The 17,191-nt window shown below is 74.3% G+C and carries 21 protein-coding genes; 17 read left to right on the top strand and 4 right to left on the bottom strand.

Translation table 11 applies throughout. The features are described 5' to 3' along the window. Nucleotides 1-74 precede the first annotated feature (74 nt). On the top strand, nt 75-266 hold the full coding sequence (locus E9549_RS00250) for a hypothetical protein (RefSeq protein WP_236824569.1): 192 nt from the start codon (nt 75-77) through the stop codon (nt 264-266). Between the two features lie 6 nt (nt 267-272). Here the strand turns inward: E9549_RS00250 and E9549_RS00245 are convergent, their stop codons facing one another. Then, entirely contained in the window at nt 273-1,334 is a 1,062-nt protein-coding gene (locus E9549_RS00245) for a hypothetical protein (protein WP_236824568.1), read from the bottom strand. 173 nt (nt 1,335-1,507) lie between these two features. On the opposite strand from E9549_RS00245, the gene E9549_RS00240 reads away from it, so the two are divergent. The 3 genes from E9549_RS00240 (at nt 1,508) to E9549_RS00230 (ending at nt 4,691) form a co-directional block, all read left to right on the top strand. Beyond that, nucleotides 1,508-1,843 carry a winged helix-turn-helix domain-containing protein gene (locus tag E9549_RS00240; RefSeq protein WP_236824567.1) on the top strand — a complete coding sequence of 112 codons (336 nt, stop codon included), beginning with the start codon at nt 1,508-1,510 and terminating at the stop codon, nt 1,841-1,843. Between the two features lie 191 nt (nt 1,844-2,034). Beyond that, nucleotides 2,035-3,609, top strand: a complete 1,575-nt coding sequence (ffh, locus tag E9549_RS00235; RefSeq protein ID WP_236824566.1) for a signal recognition particle protein — start codon at nt 2,035-2,037, stop codon at nt 3,607-3,609. Next, nucleotides 3,606-4,691 carry an amidohydrolase family protein gene (locus E9549_RS00230; protein WP_236824565.1) on the top strand — a complete coding sequence of 362 codons (1,086 nt, stop codon included), beginning with the start codon at nt 3,606-3,608 and terminating at the stop codon, nt 4,689-4,691. The genes ffh and E9549_RS00230 overlap by 4 nt, the downstream gene beginning before the upstream one ends. Before the next feature lie 10 nt (nt 4,692-4,701). Here the strand turns inward: E9549_RS00230 and E9549_RS00225 are convergent, their stop codons facing one another. Then, entirely contained in the window at nt 4,702-6,231 is a 1,530-nt protein-coding gene (locus E9549_RS00225; protein WP_236824564.1) for an LCP family protein, read from the bottom strand. Between the two features lie 122 nt (nt 6,232-6,353). On the opposite strand from E9549_RS00225, the gene E9549_RS00220 reads away from it, so the two are divergent. Next, the gene (locus E9549_RS00220) at nt 6,354-6,524 is read left to right on the top strand and encodes a hypothetical protein (protein WP_236824563.1); all 171 of its coding nucleotides are present in this window, start codon (nt 6,354-6,356) and stop codon (nt 6,522-6,524) included. On the opposite strand, the gene E9549_RS23910 is transcribed toward E9549_RS00220, so the two are convergent. Together E9549_RS23910 and E9549_RS00210 are read right to left on the bottom strand one after the other, a co-directional pair. Beyond that, nucleotides 6,525-7,775, bottom strand: coding sequence for a HAMP domain-containing sensor histidine kinase (locus tag E9549_RS23910; protein WP_236824562.1), 1,251 nt, complete (start codon nt 7,773-7,775; stop codon nt 6,525-6,527). After that, nucleotides 7,772-8,452 carry a response regulator transcription factor gene (locus E9549_RS00210; protein ID WP_236824561.1) on the bottom strand — a complete coding sequence of 227 codons (681 nt, stop codon included), beginning with the start codon at nt 8,450-8,452 and terminating at the stop codon, nt 7,772-7,774. Before E9549_RS00210 ends, E9549_RS23910 begins: the two co-directional genes overlap by 4 nt. 119 nt (nt 8,453-8,571) lie before the next feature. On the opposite strand from E9549_RS00210, the gene E9549_RS00205 reads away from it, so the two are divergent. From E9549_RS00205 to E9549_RS00150, 12 genes are all read left to right on the top strand, one after another. Further along, on the top strand, nt 8,572-9,102 hold the full coding sequence (locus tag E9549_RS00205; protein ID WP_236824560.1) for a hypothetical protein: 531 nt from the start codon (nt 8,572-8,574) through the stop codon (nt 9,100-9,102). Nucleotides 9,103-9,156: 54 nt separating this feature from the next. Continuing rightward, complete coding sequence (locus E9549_RS00200) at nt 9,157-10,905, top strand: proline--tRNA ligase (RefSeq protein ID WP_236824559.1); 1,749 nt, start codon at nt 9,157-9,159, stop codon at nt 10,903-10,905. A gap of 206 nt (nt 10,906-11,111) precedes the next feature. Continuing rightward, complete coding sequence (gene rpsP / locus E9549_RS00195) at nt 11,112-11,561, top strand: 30S ribosomal protein S16 (protein WP_236824558.1); 450 nt, start codon at nt 11,112-11,114, stop codon at nt 11,559-11,561. A 3-nt stretch (nt 11,562-11,564) separates the two neighbouring features. After that, the gene (locus E9549_RS00190) at nt 11,565-11,801 is read left to right on the top strand and encodes an RNA-binding protein (RefSeq protein WP_091933685.1); all 237 of its coding nucleotides are present in this window, start codon (nt 11,565-11,567) and stop codon (nt 11,799-11,801) included. Nucleotides 11,802-11,813: 12 nt separating this feature from the next. Continuing rightward, entirely contained in the window at nt 11,814-12,359 is a 546-nt protein-coding gene (rimM, locus tag E9549_RS00185) for a ribosome maturation factor RimM (protein ID WP_236824557.1), read from the top strand. Beyond that, nucleotides 12,356-13,093 (top strand): tRNA (guanosine(37)-N1)-methyltransferase TrmD, encoded by a 738-nt coding sequence (trmD, locus tag E9549_RS00180; protein ID WP_236824556.1) that lies wholly within the window; start codon nt 12,356-12,358, stop codon nt 13,091-13,093. The genes rimM and trmD overlap by 4 nt, the downstream gene beginning before the upstream one ends. Beyond that, nucleotides 13,086-13,583 carry an NUDIX hydrolase gene (locus tag E9549_RS00175; protein WP_236824555.1) on the top strand — a complete coding sequence of 166 codons (498 nt, stop codon included), beginning with the start codon at nt 13,086-13,088 and terminating at the stop codon, nt 13,581-13,583. The genes trmD and E9549_RS00175 overlap by 8 nt, the downstream gene beginning before the upstream one ends. A 146-nt stretch (nt 13,584-13,729) precedes the next feature. Continuing rightward, nucleotides 13,730-14,086, top strand: coding sequence for a 50S ribosomal protein L19 (rplS, locus tag E9549_RS00170; RefSeq protein WP_091933693.1), 357 nt, complete (start codon nt 13,730-13,732; stop codon nt 14,084-14,086). Between the two features lie 79 nt (nt 14,087-14,165). After that, on the top strand, nt 14,166-15,092 hold the full coding sequence (gene lepB, locus E9549_RS00165) for a signal peptidase I (RefSeq protein ID WP_236824554.1): 927 nt from the start codon (nt 14,166-14,168) through the stop codon (nt 15,090-15,092). Between the two features lie 146 nt (nt 15,093-15,238). After that, entirely contained in the window at nt 15,239-15,961 is a 723-nt protein-coding gene (locus E9549_RS00160) for a response regulator transcription factor (protein ID WP_236824553.1), read from the top strand. 109 nt (nt 15,962-16,070) lie between these two features. Beyond that, nucleotides 16,071-16,859, top strand: a complete 789-nt coding sequence (locus E9549_RS00155; protein ID WP_236824552.1) for a ribonuclease HII — start codon at nt 16,071-16,073, stop codon at nt 16,857-16,859. Then, complete coding sequence (locus tag E9549_RS00150) at nt 16,856-17,176, top strand: DUF2469 domain-containing protein (protein ID WP_029432918.1); 321 nt, start codon at nt 16,856-16,858, stop codon at nt 17,174-17,176. The genes E9549_RS00155 and E9549_RS00150 overlap by 4 nt, the downstream gene beginning before the upstream one ends. The last annotated feature ends 15 nt before the right edge of the window (nt 17,177-17,191 follow it).

Here is a 17,191-nt window from a genome sequence, read left to right as displayed (position 1 = left end):
TTCTGTCGGAGGTCCGTGCGACGGTCGGCGTGGATCGGGACGGACCGGTCCCACCGGCCGAGAGGAGCCTGCTCGTGGACAGCCGCCACTGGCCCTGCCCGTCCTGCGGGGACGACCGCGACTTCGTGCAGCCGCCGTGCGCCGACGGCCACACCGAGGACGGTGGCGAGTGCCCCGAGTGGGCGTGCGCCGACTGCGGCGCGGCGCTGGTGGTCGGCGACGTGCTCGCCGGTGCCACCGGCACGGGGGCCCGCCGCGCCGCCTGACGGCCGTCAGCGGACGGTGAGCGCCACCCGGCCGGAGCGGGCGAGCGCCCCGTCGTCGACGAAGGCGATCCACCCGCCGCGCAGCAGCACCGTCTCGATCAGCTCGTCGACGACGTCGTCGACCACGTCCGGGTGCTCGACGTCGTCGGCCGGGGTGAGGAAGTCGCCGTCGGGGCTGAGCCGGGCGGCGTGGGTGAAGCCCTCCTCGACGGCGAGCATCTCCGGGCGTTCCCGCCGCGCGGCCAGCCAGCAGGCGTCGATGCCCTCCACCACGGCGTGCCGCGACCGCCGCCGGTCCAGGTGCTCCAGCGCCTCGTCCTGCCGGGAGCGGAGGTAGGCCTCGAGCACCTCCCTGATCCGGGGCACGAGGGCGGTCACGGGGGCCCGGGTGAGGTTCGCGTCCACCGTGCCGGCCAGGCGGGCGGTGTTCCGGGACTGCCGGCGGAACCGCCCGACGACCCGTTCGGCGCCCACCAGCACCAGCGGCGCGGGGTGCAGCCGCAGGTAGGTGCCCAGCGCCTCGTCCACCCGGCGGAGGAACGCGTCGAGCGGCGCGGTCTCCGCGGTGAGGGGGAACGAGGTGCGCGGCGGCGGGCGCAGGTCGTCGGCCACCCCCACCACGAGGCGGGCCTCGGCCTCGCTCAGCAGCAGGACGACGTGCTGGGGTGTCCGGTGCAGGGCGCGCACGAGGTCGCGGGTGGCGAAGGTGCGGTCGACCACCACGCGGTCGGGGACGGGTACCGGGAGCCGGACCACCTCGCGCAGGTGCGGGCTGACGTAGAGGGCGATCGCGGACCCGGTCGCCTGCCGCGCGACGCCGGCGACCACCTCGTCGAGGGCCGCCCTCAGCAGGTGGGGGTCGGGTGTGCCGTCCCCCGCCAGGCGCCCAGCGGCGTCGTCGACCAACCGGCGGAGCCGCCGCAGGTCGGTGTCGGTCATGCGGGGCGCCGGCGTGGTCGAGGCCAGGACGCTGATGCAGGGATCCGCGCGGACCGACTGGAGCAGGAGCACCTGGCCGGGGGAGGGCCAGGTCACGCGGGCGGCGGGCGTGGGGGCCAGTGACGGCACGGGCGTCTCCCGGGCTGCGGCGAGGTCTCCCCCGGTCCCGGTGGGACCGGCCGTGCCCGGGCCGAGGCCGGGACTGACGGGCAGCGGCTGCGTCCTGCGCGTCGGGTACTCCCCTCGCACGAAGTACGGTATGCGAAATCAAATGCGCATGGCAAGGGAGCGGTGATGGGCGCATGCGTGAGGTCCCGGACGTGACGGGTGGCGGGGCGGGGTGGACCTTCCTGTCCAACCACGGGCACGTGCTCGTCAGCCTGGCCGCCGACCCCGACGTCCGGATGCGGGACGTCGCGGCCCGGGTCGGCATCACCGAGCGGGCCGTCCAGATGATCGTCGGCGACCTCGAGCGCGCCGGGTACGTGGTCCGGGAGCGGATCGGCCGGCGCAACCGCTACACCGTGGTGGGGCACGGGCGGTTCCGCCACGACCTGGAGCGGCACGTCCGGATCGGCGACTTCCTGGCGCTCGTCCTGGACGGCGCGGGCGGCGAGGGGGCCGGGCACCGCCCCTGAGCCCGGCGCTCCCATCGACCCGCCGGGTACGGCTCACCCACCCCCGCACGCCTCGCGGTGGCGGCCGCCCGGCCACCGGGTGGATACGCTGGGGGTCAGGAGGCGCGAGGGCCCGGCACGGCCGGGCCCGTCGCCGTGTCGCCGGTCGTCGGGCCGGCGGGCCGCGCCACGAGCTCTGACGAGGACGTGCTGTGTTCGAGACCCTCTCCGACCGCCTCGACAAGGTCTTCACCGGCCTGCGGGGCAAGGGTCGGCTCTCCGACGCCGACATCGACGCGACGGCGCGCGAGATCCGCATCGCGCTGCTCGAGGCCGACGTCGCGCTGCCGGCGGTGCGGGCCTTCATCACCGCCGTCAAGGAGCGCGCCCGCGGGGCGGAGGTCTCCCAGGCGCTCAACCCGGCGCAGCAGGTCATCAAGATCGTCAACGAGGAGCTCATCCAGATCCTCGGTGGCGAGACCCGTCGCATCCGGCTGGCCAAGACCTCGCCGACGGTCATCATGCTGGCCGGTCTGCAGGGTGCCGGTAAGACCACCCTCGCCGGGAAGCTCGGCCGCTGGCTGAAGTCGCAGGGGCACACGCCGCTGCTGGTGGCCGCCGACCTGCAGCGCCCGAACGCGGTCAACCAGCTGTCGATCGTGGCCGGCCAGGCCGGCGTCGACGTCTTCGCGCCCGAGCCGGGCAACGGCGTCGGCGACCCGGTGCAGGTGGCCCGCGACTCCATCGACCACGCCCGCCGCACCATGCACGACGTCGTCGTCGTCGACACCGCCGGCCGGCTGGGCATCGACGCCGAGCTGATGCAGCAGGCGGCCGACATCCGCGACGCCGTGCGGCCCGACGAGACGCTGTTCGTCGTCGACGCGATGATCGGCCAGGACGCGGTCACCACCGCGCAGGCCTTCCAGGAGGGCGTCGGCTTCTCCGGCGTCGTCCTCACCAAGCTCGACGGCGACGCCCGCGGTGGTGCCGCGCTCTCGGTGCGCTACGTGACCGGCCAGCCGATCATGTTCGCCTCCACCGGCGAGAAGCTCAGCGACTTCGACGTCTTCCACCCCGAGCGGATGGCCTCGCGCATCCTCGGCATGGGCGACGTGCTCAGCCTCATCGAGCAGGCGGAGCGGACGTTCGACGCCGAGCAGGCCGAGCGGATGGCCGGCAAGCTCGCCGCCCGCGAGGGCTTCACCCTCGAGGACTTCCTCGAGCAGATGATGGCCATCCGCAAGATGGGCCCCATCGCCAACCTGCTCGGCATGCTCCCGGGCGCGGGGCAGATGAAGGAGCAGCTCAAGCAGGTCGACGACCGCGACCTGGACCGCACCGCGGCGATCATCCAGTCGATGACCCCCGCGGAGCGGGCCAACTCGAAGATCATCAACGCGTCGCGGCGGGTGCGCATCGCCAACGGCTCCGGCGTGACCGTCACCGAGGTCAACGGCCTGCTGGAGCGCTTCGCCCAGGCCCAGAAGATGATGGGCCAGATGGCCGGCAGCATGGGCCTGCCCGGCATGGGCCCCATGTCGAAGAAGGCCCGCGGCCGGCAGATGCAGGCGCAGTCCAAGAAGGGCAAGGGGAAGAAGGGCAAGGGCAAGGGTGGCCCGGCCCGCCGTCCTGCCGGCGCCCCCGGTCTGCCCCCGGGCGCGGGGTTCCCGGGCGGCGCCAACCCCTTCGGCGGCGCCGGCATGCCGGGCCTGCCGCCGGGCCAGGGCCTGCCCGACCTCACCAAGCTGAACTTCGACCAGTTCAAGGACGGCAACGGGCGGTGAGCGCCCCCGCCCTGCACCTCTCCGGTGTGGTGCTGCCCGAGGGGGAGCACCGCGACGTCTGGGTCCGTGACGGGCGGTTCACCTTCGAGCCGGTCCCGGGCGCGGAGACGGTCAGCCGCGGCGGCTGGCTGCTGCCCGGCCTGGTCGACGCGCACTGCCACGTCGGCATCGCCCGCGGCGGCGGGCACGTCGAGGACCTCGCCCACGCGCGCCAGCAGGCGCTGACCGAGCGGGACGCCGGGGTGCTGGCGCTGCGCGACTGCGGCTCGCCCGTCGACACCCGGGAGCTGGACGGCGACCCCGAGCTGCCGACGATCATCCGGGCCGGGCGGCACATCGCCCGCACCCGCCGGTACATCCCCGGGCTCGGCGTCGAGATCGAGCCCGAGGACCTGGTCGAGCAGACCCGCGTGCAGGCCCGCCGCGGCGACGGCTGGGTGAAGCTCGTCGGCGACTGGATCGACCGCTCGGTCGGCGACCTGGCGCCCGAGTGGCCGGCCGACGTCGTCGCCGCGGCGATCGCCGCCGCGCACGAGGAGGGTGCCCGGGTCACCGCGCACACCTTCGGCACCGACGCGCTGCCCGCGCTGATCGAGGCCGGCATCGACTGCATCGAGCACGGCACGGGGCTCACCGAGGAGCTCATCGGCGAGATGGCCCGCCGCGGGACCGCCGTCGTCCCCACGCTGGTCAACGTGGAGAACTTCCCGGGCTTCGCCGCGGCGGGGGAGAAGAAGTTCCCGAGCTACGCCAGCACGATGCGGCGGCTGTACGCGAACTCGGGCGCCGTCGTGCGGGCCGCGTTCGAGGCGGGCGTCCCGGTGTACGCGGGCACCGACGCCGGCGGCGGCATCGACCACGGCGTCATCGCCGACGAGATCCGGGCGCTGTGCCAGGCGGGCCTCCCGGCCGAGGCGGCGCTGGCCGCCGGCTCGTGGCGGGCGCGGGAGTGGCTGGGCCTGCGCGGCATCGAGGAGGGGGCGACGGCCGACGTCGTCGTCTACGAGACCGATCCGCGCGCCGACCTCGACGCGCTGCAGCGACCGCAGCGCACCGTCCTGCGCGGCCGCGTCGTCGCCTGAGGGCCGCCCCTCAGTTGATGCAGCCGGTGTCGGCGGCGGTGCGGGCGCCCTCGCCCTCGGCCGGTGCCGACGGCGGCTGGGCGGTCACGGCCTGGCCGATGCCGTTGAAGTCCGCGCCCAGGACCAGCTGCACGGTGCCCGGCGCGGCGTCGTCGACGAGCCGGACGACGGCGCCGGGGACGACGGCGGCCAGCGCGGCGGCCAGCGCCTCGTCGCCCGCGGCGTGCCGGATCTCGGTCTGCTCGTAGCCGGAGCTGTCGGCGTTGCCGGTGGAGACGACGGGGAAGCCACCCTCCTCGAGCTCGGCCTGCGCGTCGGCCGCCAGGCCGCTCGTGCCCGATCCGTTGAAGACCGCGACCGGGACGTCGGCGGGGTCGGCGGCCTCCGGCGGCACCGCTTCCTCGGCGGGGGCCTCCTCGGGCTCGGACGAGAGCTCGGCGAAGAAGCGCTCGAGCGTCGCCTCGTCCTCCAGCCGGACGATCGAGGCGGCACCCTCCCGGTCGATCCCGAGGTTGGGCACGGTCTGGAACTCGATGCTGCCCGTGGTCACCGACTGCATCTGCTCGGCGAGCCGCAGCAGGTCCAGGTCCTCGTCCACCGTGAGCGACTCCGCGGCGGCCTGCACGAGCTCGCGCTGCTTGCCGAGGTCGAGCAGCACGTCCTGGGAGAGCATCTTGCGCAGCACGCCGGCGATGAACACCTGCTGGCGGACGATGCGGTCGAAGTCACCTCCTGGGAGGCCGTGCCGCTGGCGGACGAACTTCAGCGCGTCGGCGCCGCTGATCGTCTGCGGGCCGGCCGGGAAGTACGCACCGGACCACTCGCGGTCGTCGACGGCGTCGCAGAGGTTCACCTCGACGCCGCCCACGACGCTGGAGAGCTCGAAGAAGCCCAGCAGGTCCACCTCGGCGTAGTGGTCGATCTGCAGCCCGGTGAGCCGGCTGATCGTCCGGACCAGCAGCTGCGCCCCGGCCGCCTCGCGGGCGGCCTCGCTCCGGGCGTCGGCGTCGGTGTAGCCGTAGGCGTAGGCGGCGTTGAGCTTGTCCTCGCCGTAGCCCGGGATCTCCACCCAGGAGTCGCGCGGGAACGAGACGAACGAGGCACGCGACCCGTCGGCGGGCACGTGCACCAGGATGATCGTGTCGGTGTTGATGCCGGAGTCGGTGCCGGCCTGGAGCTCGGCCAGCTGCTCCTCGGTGAGGTTGCTGCGGCTGTCGTTGCCGACCAGCAGCAGGTTCATCGCCTCGCCGTCGCCGTCGTTGCCCTCGGTGGGGATGGCGTCGGTGCGGTTCACCGTCGCGTCGGCGACCTGGCCGAGGTACCAGCCCCAGCCCGAGCCCGCGAGCAGCAGCACCGACAGCAGCCCGGCGACCACACGGCTGCCGGTCACGAGCCGGCGGCGGCCGCCCTGCTCCCGCAGCCCGGCCGCGCTGGACCCGGTCCGGGGACGCGGGCGACCGCCGGCGCGGGGGTCCAGGCGCGGGGGGAGCGGCCGGGCGCCCTGCTGGTCGCGGTCTCGGCCCACTGGTTCCTCGCTCACGCCGGTCGGCCCCGCGACGGGGGCGTGGATGCGCCTCTGACCGGCCCGATCGTAGCCAGGTCGGCCCGCCCGGGGAGCGTCCGCGAGGTGCCGACCGGGCACCGGCGCTGTTGACTGGGCGCATGGTCACCCCGATCCCGGAGCCCGACCGCCCGCTCGACCCCGGCGAGCCCGTGCCCGACGACCCGGGCGAGCTCTCGCCGGACACGCCCGACACGCTGCCGCCCGCGCCGGTCGAGCCCTCGCCCGACGACCCCGGTGGCGACCCGGGCGGGGTCCCCGAACCGGCCTGATCAGGAGGGCGGGGCCAGGTCCAGGGTCACCCGCGTCCCGGCCGGCGAGGACGACACGTGCAGCCGTCCGCCGGAGGCCTCGGCCGTCCGCCGGGCGATGTCGAGGCCGAGCCCGGTGGAGCCGCCGCCGCTGCGCCCGCGGGCGAGCAGCTCCGCGGCGTCCAGCCCCGGTCCACCGTCGGCGACCGTGACCAGCGCCCCGCCGCCCTCCCGCACCCGGACCTCCACGCCCACGGGGGTGCCTTCGGGCGTGTGCTGGAAGACGTTGCCCAGCAGCGCGTCGACGGCGGCCGCGAGGTCGTCGGCGGGCACCCGCACCGGGAGCGCCCCGGAACTCCCGGTGAACCGGAGGGCGCGTCCCTCGTCCTCGGCGAGCACCGACCAGAAGGCGACCCGGTCGGTCACCACCGTGGAGGCGTCGCAGCCCGTACCGAGCCCTTCCCGCAGCGGGCGGCGGGCCTCGGCGATCACCGCGTCCACGGTGCGGCCCAGCGCGTCGACGTCGTCCCGGATCCGGGCGCGCTCGGCCGCGGGGAGCCCCTCCGCATCCAGCCGCAGGGCGGTCAGCGGTGTGCGCAGCCGGTGCGCCAGGTCGGCCGCGGCCTCGCGCTCGGCCAGCAGGAGCTCGCCGATCCGGTCGGCCAGCCGGTTCACCGCCTCGCCCACCTCGCGCACCTCCGGCGGGCCTGCGACGGTGGCGCGCGCGGTCAGGTCGCCGCCGCCGAGCCGGTGCGCGGTGGACGCCAGATCGGTCACCGGGCGGGTGAGCGAGCGGGCCAACCGGTCCGCGACCACGAGCGCCAGCCCGAGCAGCGCGATGCCCAGCCCGGTCAGCACCGCCCAGGTGCGGGCGACGCCCGCCCGCAGCTGCTCGGAGGGCACGAGCACCTCGATGACCGCCGTCCCGTCGGGACGGTCCACCGGCTGGACCAGGCGCGTCCCCGCAGCCGACTCGTCGACCACCGGGCTGGCGGGCGGGCTCGTCGTGCTGCCCGGCTCGCCGAGCCAGGTGGTCCCGTCGGTCCAGAGCACCCCCAGCCGTGTCGCCCCGGTCAACCCCGCCAGGTCCGCGGCGACCCGGTCCCGGTCCTCGAGACCCACCGACGGCAGCAGGAACTGCAGCTGCGCCTGACCCGCGTCCAGGGCCCGCGCCTCGGCGACCCGGGCGACCAGCGACGCGGCGGGGAGGAGGAAGGCGAGCAGGACCACCGAGGTCGTCGCGGCCACCAGCAGGGTGATGCGGCCCCTCACGGCTCGGGCTCGGTCAGGCGGACGCCGACGCCGCGGACCGTCTGCAGCATCCGCGCACCCTCGGCACCCAGCTTGCGGCGGAGCCAGGACAGGTGGACGTCGACGGTCTTGTCCGGACCGCCGTAGGGCAGCTGCCACACCTCCGCGAGCAGCTCCCGTCTCGGGACGACCGCGCCCGCCCGCGCCGCCAGGTACGCCAGCAGGTCGAACTCCCTCGGGGCCAGCTCGACCGCCCGGCCGGCGTAGCTGACCCGGCGGCCCCGCGGGTCGACGGTCAGGTCCCCGATCCTGAGCTCGGTCTCCTCCCGGTCTGCCGCGCCGCTCCGGCGGAGCACCGCGCGGATGCGGGCGTCGAGCTGGTCGGCGCTGTACGGCTTGCGGACGTAGTCGTCCGCCCCGGCATCGAGGACCCGCACGATGCTCCCGTCGTCGTCCCGCGCCGTCGCCACGATCACCGGGACGGACGACACCGCACGGAGCATCCGCAGCAGCTCCCCGCCGTCGAGATCGGGGAGGCCGAGGTCGAGCACGACCAGGTCCGGGCGGCCGTCGACGGCCTGGCGCAGCCCGTCCAGCGCCGTACCGGCCGAGCTGACCGCGTGCCCCCGGTCGCGCAGCGCCCGGATGAGCGCCGAGCGGATGCGCTCGTCGTCCTCGACGACCAGGAGTTGCGGCACGCTGCGGACGCTAGCGTTCCCGCCGTCCCCCGGAGGGAGATCGATCCCCTCCCTTGACGTCGTCTTGGGGTGGTCTTAACCCGCTCCGCCGGAGGGTCTGACCCATGACACGAACCAGCATGAGACGACCGGTCCTCCTCGGCGCCGCCTGGACCGCCTCGGCGGCTGCAGCGATCGGTCTGGGTTTCCTCGCGGTGTCCCTCGTGGACGCCTCGGCGTCCCCGGGCACGTCGCCCGTCGCGGCCACCACGTCGTCCTCGACCGCGCCGGAGCGCACGGGATCCGCACCGGACGGGTCCCCGCCCGAGCCGCTCGCGTCCCCGGCCTCGGCGACCGGTGAGTACGCGACGTCCGGCGGCACCGTGTTCGCCGACTGCAGCAGCGGCACGCCCGTCCTGGCGGGCGTGCCCGCGCCTGGCTGGTGGGTGGATCCCTCCGACGACGTGGGGAAGATGGAGTTCGAGAACGACGACGACGACATCGACGTGCACGTCGCCTGCATCGACGGCGCACCCCGTTTCGCCCTGGACGACTCGGCGTTCCGGTCGCCGTCCGCGTCCCCCTCCCGTTCCGCGGCCACGCCCAGCCCGACGTCCGGGTGGGACGACTCCGACGGGCGGTCCGGTGACGGTCACGGCTCCGACGACTGACCGCTCCCGGGACCGGCGGGGGACGGGCCCCGCCGGTCCTGGGAGACTCCTGTCGTGCTGCTGCGGATGTCGACCCTGTTCCTGCGGACCCTCCGGGACGACCCGGCCGACGCCGAGGTCGCCAGCCACCGGTTGCTCGCGCGGGCCGGCTACATCCGGCGGGCCGCCCCCGGTGGGTTCACCTGGCTGCCGCTGGGCTTCCGCGTCTTCCGCAACGTCGAGCGCATCATCCGCGAGGAGATGGACGCGATGGGCGCGCAGGAGGTGCACTTCCCCGCGCTGCTGCCCAAGGAGCCCTACGAGGCCACCGGCCGCTGGACCGAGTACGGCGACAACCTCTTCCGGCTGAAGGACCGCCGCGGGGTGGACCACCTGCTCGGCCCCACGCACGAGGAGATGTTCACGCTCCTGGTGAAGGACCTGTACTCGTCCTACAAGGACCTGCCGCTCTCGCTGTACCAGATCCAGACCAAGTTCCGGGACGAGGCGCGGCCCCGGGCCGGCCTGCTGCGCGGCCGCGAGTTCACGATGAAGGACAGCTACTCCTTCGACGTCGACGACGCCGGGCTGGACAAGTCCTACGCCGCGCACCGCGACGCCTACATCAGGATCTTCGACCGGCTGGGCCTCGAGTACGCCATCGTCTCGGCGATGTCGGGGGCCATGGGCGGCTCGAAGAGCGAGGAGTTCCTGCACCCGACCGAGATCGGCGAGGACACCTTCGTCCGGTCGGCCGGCGGCTACGCGGCCAACGTCGAGGCGGTCACCACCGTCGTCCCCGACGACATCCCGCTCGAGGGCCTGCCCGAGGCGCACGTCGAGGACACCCCCGACACCCCGACCATCGAGACGCTGGTCGCCGCCGCGCAGGAGATGTTCCCCGAGGAGGGCTACACCGCGGCCTCGACGCTGAAGAACGTCGTCGTCCTGCTGGTGCACCCCGACGGCACCCGCGAGCCGCTGGTCATCGGCATCCCCGGCGACCGCGAGGTCGACCTCAAGCGGCTGGAGGCCCAGGTGGCCCCGGCCGAGGTCGAGCCGTTCGCCGACTTCGACGAGCACCCGGCGCTGGTCAAGGGCTACATCGGCCCGCAGGCGCTCGGCAGCGGGAGCCGGTCGGGGATCCGCTACCTGGTCGACCCGCGCCTGGTCACCGGCACCCGCTGGATCACCGGCGCCAACGAGCCCGGCAAGCACGTGTTCGACCTGGTCGCCGGCCGCGACTTCACCTGGGACGGCGTCATCGAGGCCGCCGAGGTGCTCGCCGGCGACCCCGCGCCCGACGGCTCGGGCCCGCTGGAGCTCGCCCGCGGCGTGGAGATCGGCCACATCTTCCAGCTCGGCCGCAAGTACGCCGAGGCGCTGGAGCTGAAGGTCCTCGACGAGAACGGCAAGCTCGTCACGGTCACGATGGGCTCCTACGGCATCGGTGTCTCCCGCGCGGTGGCCGCGATCGCCGAGTCCACCCACGACGAGCTGGGCCTGGTCTGGCCCCGCGAGGTCGCCCCGGCCGACGTCCACGTCGTCGCCACCGGCAAGGACGCCGCCGTCTTCGAGGCCGCCGACGCGCTGGCCCGTGAGCTCGTGGACGCGGGCCTCACGGTGCTCTACGACGACCGGCCGAAGGTCTCGCCCGGGGTGAAGTTCAAGGACGCCGAGCTGCTCGGCATGCCGACGATCGTCACCGTGGGCCGCGGCCTGGCCGAGGGCGTGATCGAGGTGCGCGACCGGGCCACCGGCGAGCGCGAGGAGGTCCCCGTGGCCGACGCCGCCGCCCGCGTGGTGGCCGCCGTCCGGAGGTAGCCTTCCGGCCCCGTCCAGAGGCTCGCGTCCGAGCTCGCGAGGCCGGGAGGAGGTCGGGGTCCTTCTTCTGGCATCATGGTCGGTCGAACACGGCGTCGGCGGCCCTCTCACCGGTGACGTGCGTGTCCCTGGCTCCGCCCCGGCGTACCCCCACACGTCGCTCCGGCGAGCACCCGAAAACGCGTTCGAGGAGAACACCACACACCGTGGCCACCAAGATCAAGCTCATGCGCCTGGGCAAGATGCGCGCCCCGTACTACCGCATCGTCGTCGCCGACGCCCGCACCAAGCGGGACGGTCGCTCGATCGAGACGATCGGCAAGTACCACCCGAAGGAGGAGCCCTCCTTCATCGAGGTCGACAGCGAGCGGGCGCAGTACTGGCTGGGTGTCGGCGCGCAGCCGACCGAGGCCGTCGCCGCCATCTTCCGCGTGACCGGTGACTGGCAGAAGTTCAAGGGCGAGCCGGCCCCGGCCCCCATGAAGGTCGCTGCCCCGAAGCCGGACAAGAAGGCCCTCTACGAGGAGGCCGTCCGGGCGGGCATGGACGAGCCGGCCGCCGGCGCCACCACCCCGAAGAAGAAGGCCGCCCCGAAGGCCGACGCCCCCGCGGCGGACGCCGCCGAGGCTGCTCCGGCCGAGACGCCGGCCGAGTAAGACGTGCTCGAAGAAGCGCTCGAGCACCTGGTCAGGGGCATCGTCGACAACCCCGACGACGTCACCGTCGACCTGCTCACCAACCGCCGCGGCAAGACCCTCGAGGTCCGGGTGCACCCGGACGACCTCGGCAAGGTCATCGGTCGGGGCGGGCGCACCGCCAAGGCGCTGCGCCAGGTGATGACCGGGGTCGGCGGACGGGGCCTGCGGGTCGACGTCGTCGACACCGACGGGCGCTGAGCACCGGCTCCTTTGAGCACGCAGGACGAATACACCGACACCGTGGTGGTCGGCCGCATCGGCCGGCCCCACGGTGTCCGTGGTCTGGCCACCGTCGAGGTCCGCACCGACGACCCGGAGGGGCGCTTCGCCCCCGGGGCGGTGCTCCTGACCGACCCGGCCGACCGCGGCCCGCTGACCGTCGTCGACCGGCGGTGGCACAGCGGCACGCTGCTGCTCCAGCTCGCCGGGCCCGGCGGCGGCGTCTACGACGTCCGCGAGGCCGTCGACGAGCTGCGCAACACCCTCCTGCTCGTCCGGGTCGCCGACCTGCCCGAGCTCGACGACCCCGAGTCCTACTACGACCACCAGCTCGTCGGGCTGGCCGCCCGGCTCCCCGACGGGACTGTGCTGGGCGAGGTCACCGCGGTGCGCCACGAGGCGCAGGACCTGCTGGTCGTCCGCAGGGTCGAGGGCGGGGACGCGCTGGTCCCGTTCGTGACGGCGATCGTGCCGACCGTCGACGTCGCCGGCGGCTTCGTCGTGGTCGACCCGCCCGAGGGGCTGCTCGACCTGTGAGCTTCCGGATCGACGTCGTCACGATCTTCCCGGAGTACCTGGCGCCGCTGCGCCAGTCGCTGCTGGGCAAGGCCATCGAGCGGGGCCTGGTCACCGTCGGTGTCCACGACCTGCGCCAGTGGACCGACGACGTGCACCGCACCGTCGACGACGCCCCCTACGGCGGCGGCCCGGGCATGGTGATGAAGCCCGAGCCGTGGGGCCGCGCGCTCGACGCCGTCCGCCCGCCCGGCACGCGGCTGGTGGTCCCGACCCCCGCCGGGCGCCCGTTCACCCACGCGATGGCGGTGGAGTGGGCGGCCGAGCCGGGGCTGGTCTTCGCCTGCGGCCGCTACGAGGGCATCGACCAGCGCGTCGCCGACTGGGCCGCCGAGGCGGGCCCGGTCTCCGAGGTCTCCATCGGCGACTACGTGCTCGCCGGCGGTGAGTCCGCCGTGCTCGTGATGACCGAGGCCGTCACCCGGCTTCTCCCCGGGGTGCTCGGCAACCGGGAGTCCGCCGAGCTCGACTCGCACGCCGACGGGCTGCTCGAGGGCCCCTCGTACACGCGGCCGGCGAACTGGCGGGGCCACGAGGTGCCGCCGGTGCTGCTGTCGGGCGACCACGCGGCCATCGCGCGCTGGCGGCGGGCAGAGTCGCTGCGCCGGACCGCCGCCCGCCGTCCCGACCTGCTGGCCGCCCTGCCCGAGGACGCCCTCACCGACGCGGAGCGGGCGGCGCTGGCCGGTGGCTGACCGGCCCGTGCAGCGGACGACGGCGCGCGTCGTCGTCCTGGACCCCGACGGCCGGGTGCTGCTGCTCGGCGCCCGCCTGCCCGACTCGTCCGTGCCGCCCGGCGAGGTGCTGTTCTGGTACACGCCCGGCGGGGGGGTGGAGGACGGCGAGACGCTGCGCGCGGCCGCCGTCCGGGAGCTCGCCGAGGAGATCGGGCTGCACGTCGGGCCGGCCGCGCTGGAGGGCCCGGTGTGGCTGCGCCGGCACGTCGGACCTTTCGGCGCGCAGGTCTTCGACACCCGCGAGACCTTCTTCGTGCTTCGCGACGTCGTCCACGACGTGGTCCCCGGGGCGCTCACCGAGCTCGAGGTCCTCGCCGACGAGCCGCACCGGTGGTGGACGACGGCCGAGCTCGCGACCCGCGACGCCTTCGTCCCGGCCGACCTCGCCGCGCTGGTGGCGGAGCTGCGGGCGGGGCCGTGGACGGGGCCGCCGCGCATCGTCGGCTGACGGTGTGGCACAGTAGAGAGTCGCTGCTGACCGACGGCCGGGCTGTCGGGAGCTCCGCACCGGAGCCGCAGCTCCCCGGAACGGACAGCCGGGGCAAGCCGCTGTCCGGACCGAGAACGAGCCACCTGAGACTGAGGACTGCCGAGATGAACACCCTGGACGCACTCGACGCCGACTCGTTGCGCGACGACATCCCCTCGTTCCGCCCGGGTGACACCGTCAAGGTGCACGTCCGCGTCATCGAGGGCAACCGCTCGCGCATCCAGGTCTTCCAGGGCGTCGTCATCCGCCGTCAGGGCGGCGGCATCCGCGAGACCTTCACCGTGCGCAAGGTCAGCTTCGGTGTCGGGGTCGAGCGCACCTTCCCGGTGCACACCCCCGTCGTCGAGAAGATCGAGGTGCTGACCCGCGGTGACGTGCGCCGCGCCAAGCTCTACTACCTCCGCGAGCTGCGCGGCAAGGCCGCCAAGATCAAGGAGAAGCGCGAGACCGTCGCGCGCTGACCTCTCCGCGAGGACACGTCCCCGGCCGGCTCGACCGGCTGGAACCCGGCGGGCCCCCCGCGCCGTACGCTGGCTCCTGATGAGCAGCGACCGGCCCGGGGGGCCCGCCGACGTCGTCCCGGGTGAGCCCGACGAGCCCGACGACAGCACGGGAGCCGCGCCGGCGGCCGACGCTGCCCGCCGCCGCAGGGGTGGCGCGAAGAAGGGCTCCCTGCTGCGCGAGCTGCCGGTCCTGCTGCTGATCGCGTTCGTGCTCGCCCTGGTCGTCAAGACCTTCTTCGTGCAGGCGTTCTTCATCCCGTCCGGCTCGATGGAGCAGACGCTGCACGGCTGCACCGGTTGCACAGGTGACCGGGTGCTGGTCAACAAGGTGCCCTACTGGTTCGGCGAGCCCGAGCCCGGCGACATCGTGGTGTTCCGGGGCCCCGACACGTGGACGCCGGAGATCGCGGTCGACGACCCGGACAACTGGTTCACCGGCGCGCTGCTGTGGCTCGGCCGCACGATCGGGGTGGCGCCGCCGAGCGAGGACGACTTCGTCAAGCGCGTCATCGCCACCGAGGGGCAGACCGTCCAGTGCTGCGACGTCGAGGGCCGGGTCACCGTCGACGGCGAGCCGCTGGACGAGCCCTACATCCACGAGGACTCGCCGATCGAGAGCCGGCCGTTCGGTCCGGTGACGGTGCCCGAGGGCCGGCTGTGGGTCATGGGTGACCACCGGTCGGCGTCGGCGGACTCGCGCTCCCACGTGGGCGACCAGTACGCGGGCACCATCGCCGTCGACGACGTCATCGGCAAGGCTGCGGTCATCGTCTGGCCGCTGGACCGGTTCGGGCTGCTGGACTCACCCGACATCCAGGGCCTGGAGGCCAGCGGGACGGTGCCGCCGGTCGCGCCCGTGGGAGCGGCCGGTGCGGTGGCGGTGCTGCCCTGGGCGGTCGGGCTGGCGGGAGCGGTGCCGCTCACCGCCTGGCGCCGGGTGCGGAGGAACCCGCCGCCGCGGTGACCACGGGCCGTTACGGGTGTGATCGGCGCATGCACACGGAATGGCCTCGAGAACTGATCGAAGAAATGCTGGAAAAGCATTCAAGCAACCGTTTCACCCTTCCGATGGACTGATTGCACGTTCCCGGAAGTGAAACGGAGTCAGTTGTGTCTGCACCCATGGCGAGCACCGCGCGCGGCATCACCCGCGTGCTCCTCCTCGCCGACGCGCCCGTCCTGCGCCGGGGGCTGGTGAGCATGATCAACGAGACGGCCGGCATGCAGGCGGTCGGCACCCCCGGCGAGCTGCGGCGGGCCCTCACGCTGGTCGAGTCCGCCCGCCCCGACGCCGTCGTGGTGGAGCTGGGCTCCGGCCGTGCGGCCACGCTGAACGTCTGCCGCGACCTGCGGCGCCGCTTCCCGCGGGTCACGATCGTCGCGCTGGCCACCTCGGAGGACCCGGCGGTGGTCAACGAGGCGCTGGCCGCCGGAATCCGCGGCTACCTGATGATCAACACCTCGCCGACGCTGCTCGGCTGGGCCGTCCTCGCCGCCCGTGCCGGGCGCACCGTGGTCGACCCGCAGATCCGCCGGGTGGAGCCCTCCGCGGTGCCCGCGGCCAAGCCGTTCACCCCCGAGGTCCCGCTGACCCGCCGCGAGCAGGACGTGCTCGACGAGCTGCTCCAGGGCCAGTCCAACCGCCAGATCGGCTGCAACCTGTTCATCAGCGAGGACACCGTCAAGTCCCACGTGAAGGCGATCCTGCGCAAGCTGGGTGCCCGCGACCGGGCGCACGCGGTGTCGCTGGTCCTGTCCAACCGCACCCCGGGCTGCAGCTGCGGCGCGCACCCGGAACCGGTCGGCTCGCCCGAGGCGACCGCCGACGTCTGACCCGGTCATCCCCGGGCCCCCAGGCCGGTCCCCCTGCCCGGGGAGCCGGCCTGCGAGGCGTCCGGGGGGTGGTCGCGGGACCGGCGCGCCGTCGTACTGTCGTGCCGCGATGCCCGCTCGTCCCACCTCCACCCGATCCGCGCCGGCGGTCCCTGCCCGGCGCGGCGTCGCCGACGACCGGCCCGATGCGCTCTGGGACATGGAGCGCGCGCTGCGCCGGCGCGGGTTCTCGGCGATCGCCGGGGCCGACGAGGCCGGCCGGGGCGCCTGCGCCGGGCCGCTGGTCGCCGCGGCCTGCATCCTGCCCGCGGGGCGCCGTGGCCGCGTCCCGGGACTGGCCGACTCGAAGCTGCTCACCGCGGCCGCGCGGGAGCGGGCCTACGACGAGATCGTCGACCGCGCGGTCTCGTGGTCGGTCGTCGTCCTGCCGGTGGAGGACCTCGACGCCCGCGGCATGCACGTCACCAACATCGAGGCGCTGCGCCGCGCGGTCTGCGCGCTCGACCCCGGCCCGGACTACGTGCTGACCGACGGCTTCCCCGTGCCCGGGCTGGCCCGTCCGGGGCTGGCCGTGTGGAAGGGCGACCGGGTGGCCGCCTGCGTGGCCGCCGCCTCGGTGCTGGCCAAGGTGACGCGGGACCGCCTCATGCTGGAGCTGCACGCGCGCTGGCCGGAGTACGACTTCGCGGGGCACAAGGGCTACATCACCGACGTGCACACCGCGGCGCTGGAGCGCCACGGCCCGTGCCCCGCGCACCGGATGCGGTTCGTGAACGTCCGGAGCGCCCGTGACGCGCACGCCGCGCGGACCACCCACCTGACCGGTTCGGGCCCCATGGTCGATGATGGGACCATGCGCCCTGCGTCCCGAGCCCTGACGAGCACCGAGGACCGATGAGCACCGAGGACCTCGAGAAGTACGAGACCGAGATGGAGCTGCAGCTCTATCGCGAGTACCGGGACATCGTCCGGCAGTTCACCTACGTGGTGGAGACCGAGCGCCGGTTCTACCTGGCCAACTCCGTGGACCTGCAGGTGCGCGAGGCCGGGGGAGAGGTCTTCTTCGAGCTCAAGCTCTCCGACGCCTGGGTGTGGGACATGTACCGGCCCGCCCGGTTCGTGCGCAACGTGCGGGTGCTGACCTTCAAGGACGTCAACGTCGAGGAGCTCGACAAGCCCGACCTCGAGCTGCCGGACGGCCCCCGCCTCCCGTAGCCGTCCACACCCCTC

It is taken from the genome of Blastococcus sp. MG754426, from assembly GCF_021699055.1.
GTDB lineage: Bacteria > Actinomycetota > Actinomycetes > Mycobacteriales > Geodermatophilaceae > Blastococcus.
The sequence above is the reverse complement of the archived record's forward strand: the minus strand, read 5'-3'. Positions and strand labels throughout refer to the sequence as shown.

Bases quoted from the DNA above. Each gene is read 5' to 3' on its own strand.
- E9549_RS00205 (WP_236824560.1), top strand. From the start codon at position 8,572: ATGAGACGACCGGTCCTCCTCGGCGCCGCCTGGACCGCCTCGGCGGCT.
- rplS (WP_091933693.1), top strand. From the start codon at position 13,730: ATGAACACCCTGGACGCACTCGACGCCGACTCGTTGCGCGACGACATC.
- lepB (WP_236824554.1), top strand. From the start codon at position 14,166: ATGAGCAGCGACCGGCCCGGGGGGCCCGCCGACGTCGTCCCGGGTGAG.
- E9549_RS00155 (WP_236824552.1), top strand. From the start codon at position 16,071: ATGCCCGCTCGTCCCACCTCCACCCGATCCGCGCCGGCGGTCCCTGCC.
- E9549_RS00150 (WP_029432918.1), top strand. From the start codon at position 16,856: ATGAGCACCGAGGACCTCGAGAAGTACGAGACCGAGATGGAGCTGCAG.
- E9549_RS00240 (WP_236824567.1), top strand. From the start codon at position 1,508: ATGCGTGAGGTCCCGGACGTGACGGGTGGCGGGGCGGGGTGGACCTTC.
- E9549_RS00220 (WP_236824563.1), top strand. From the start codon at position 6,354: ATGGTCACCCCGATCCCGGAGCCCGACCGCCCGCTCGACCCCGGCGAG.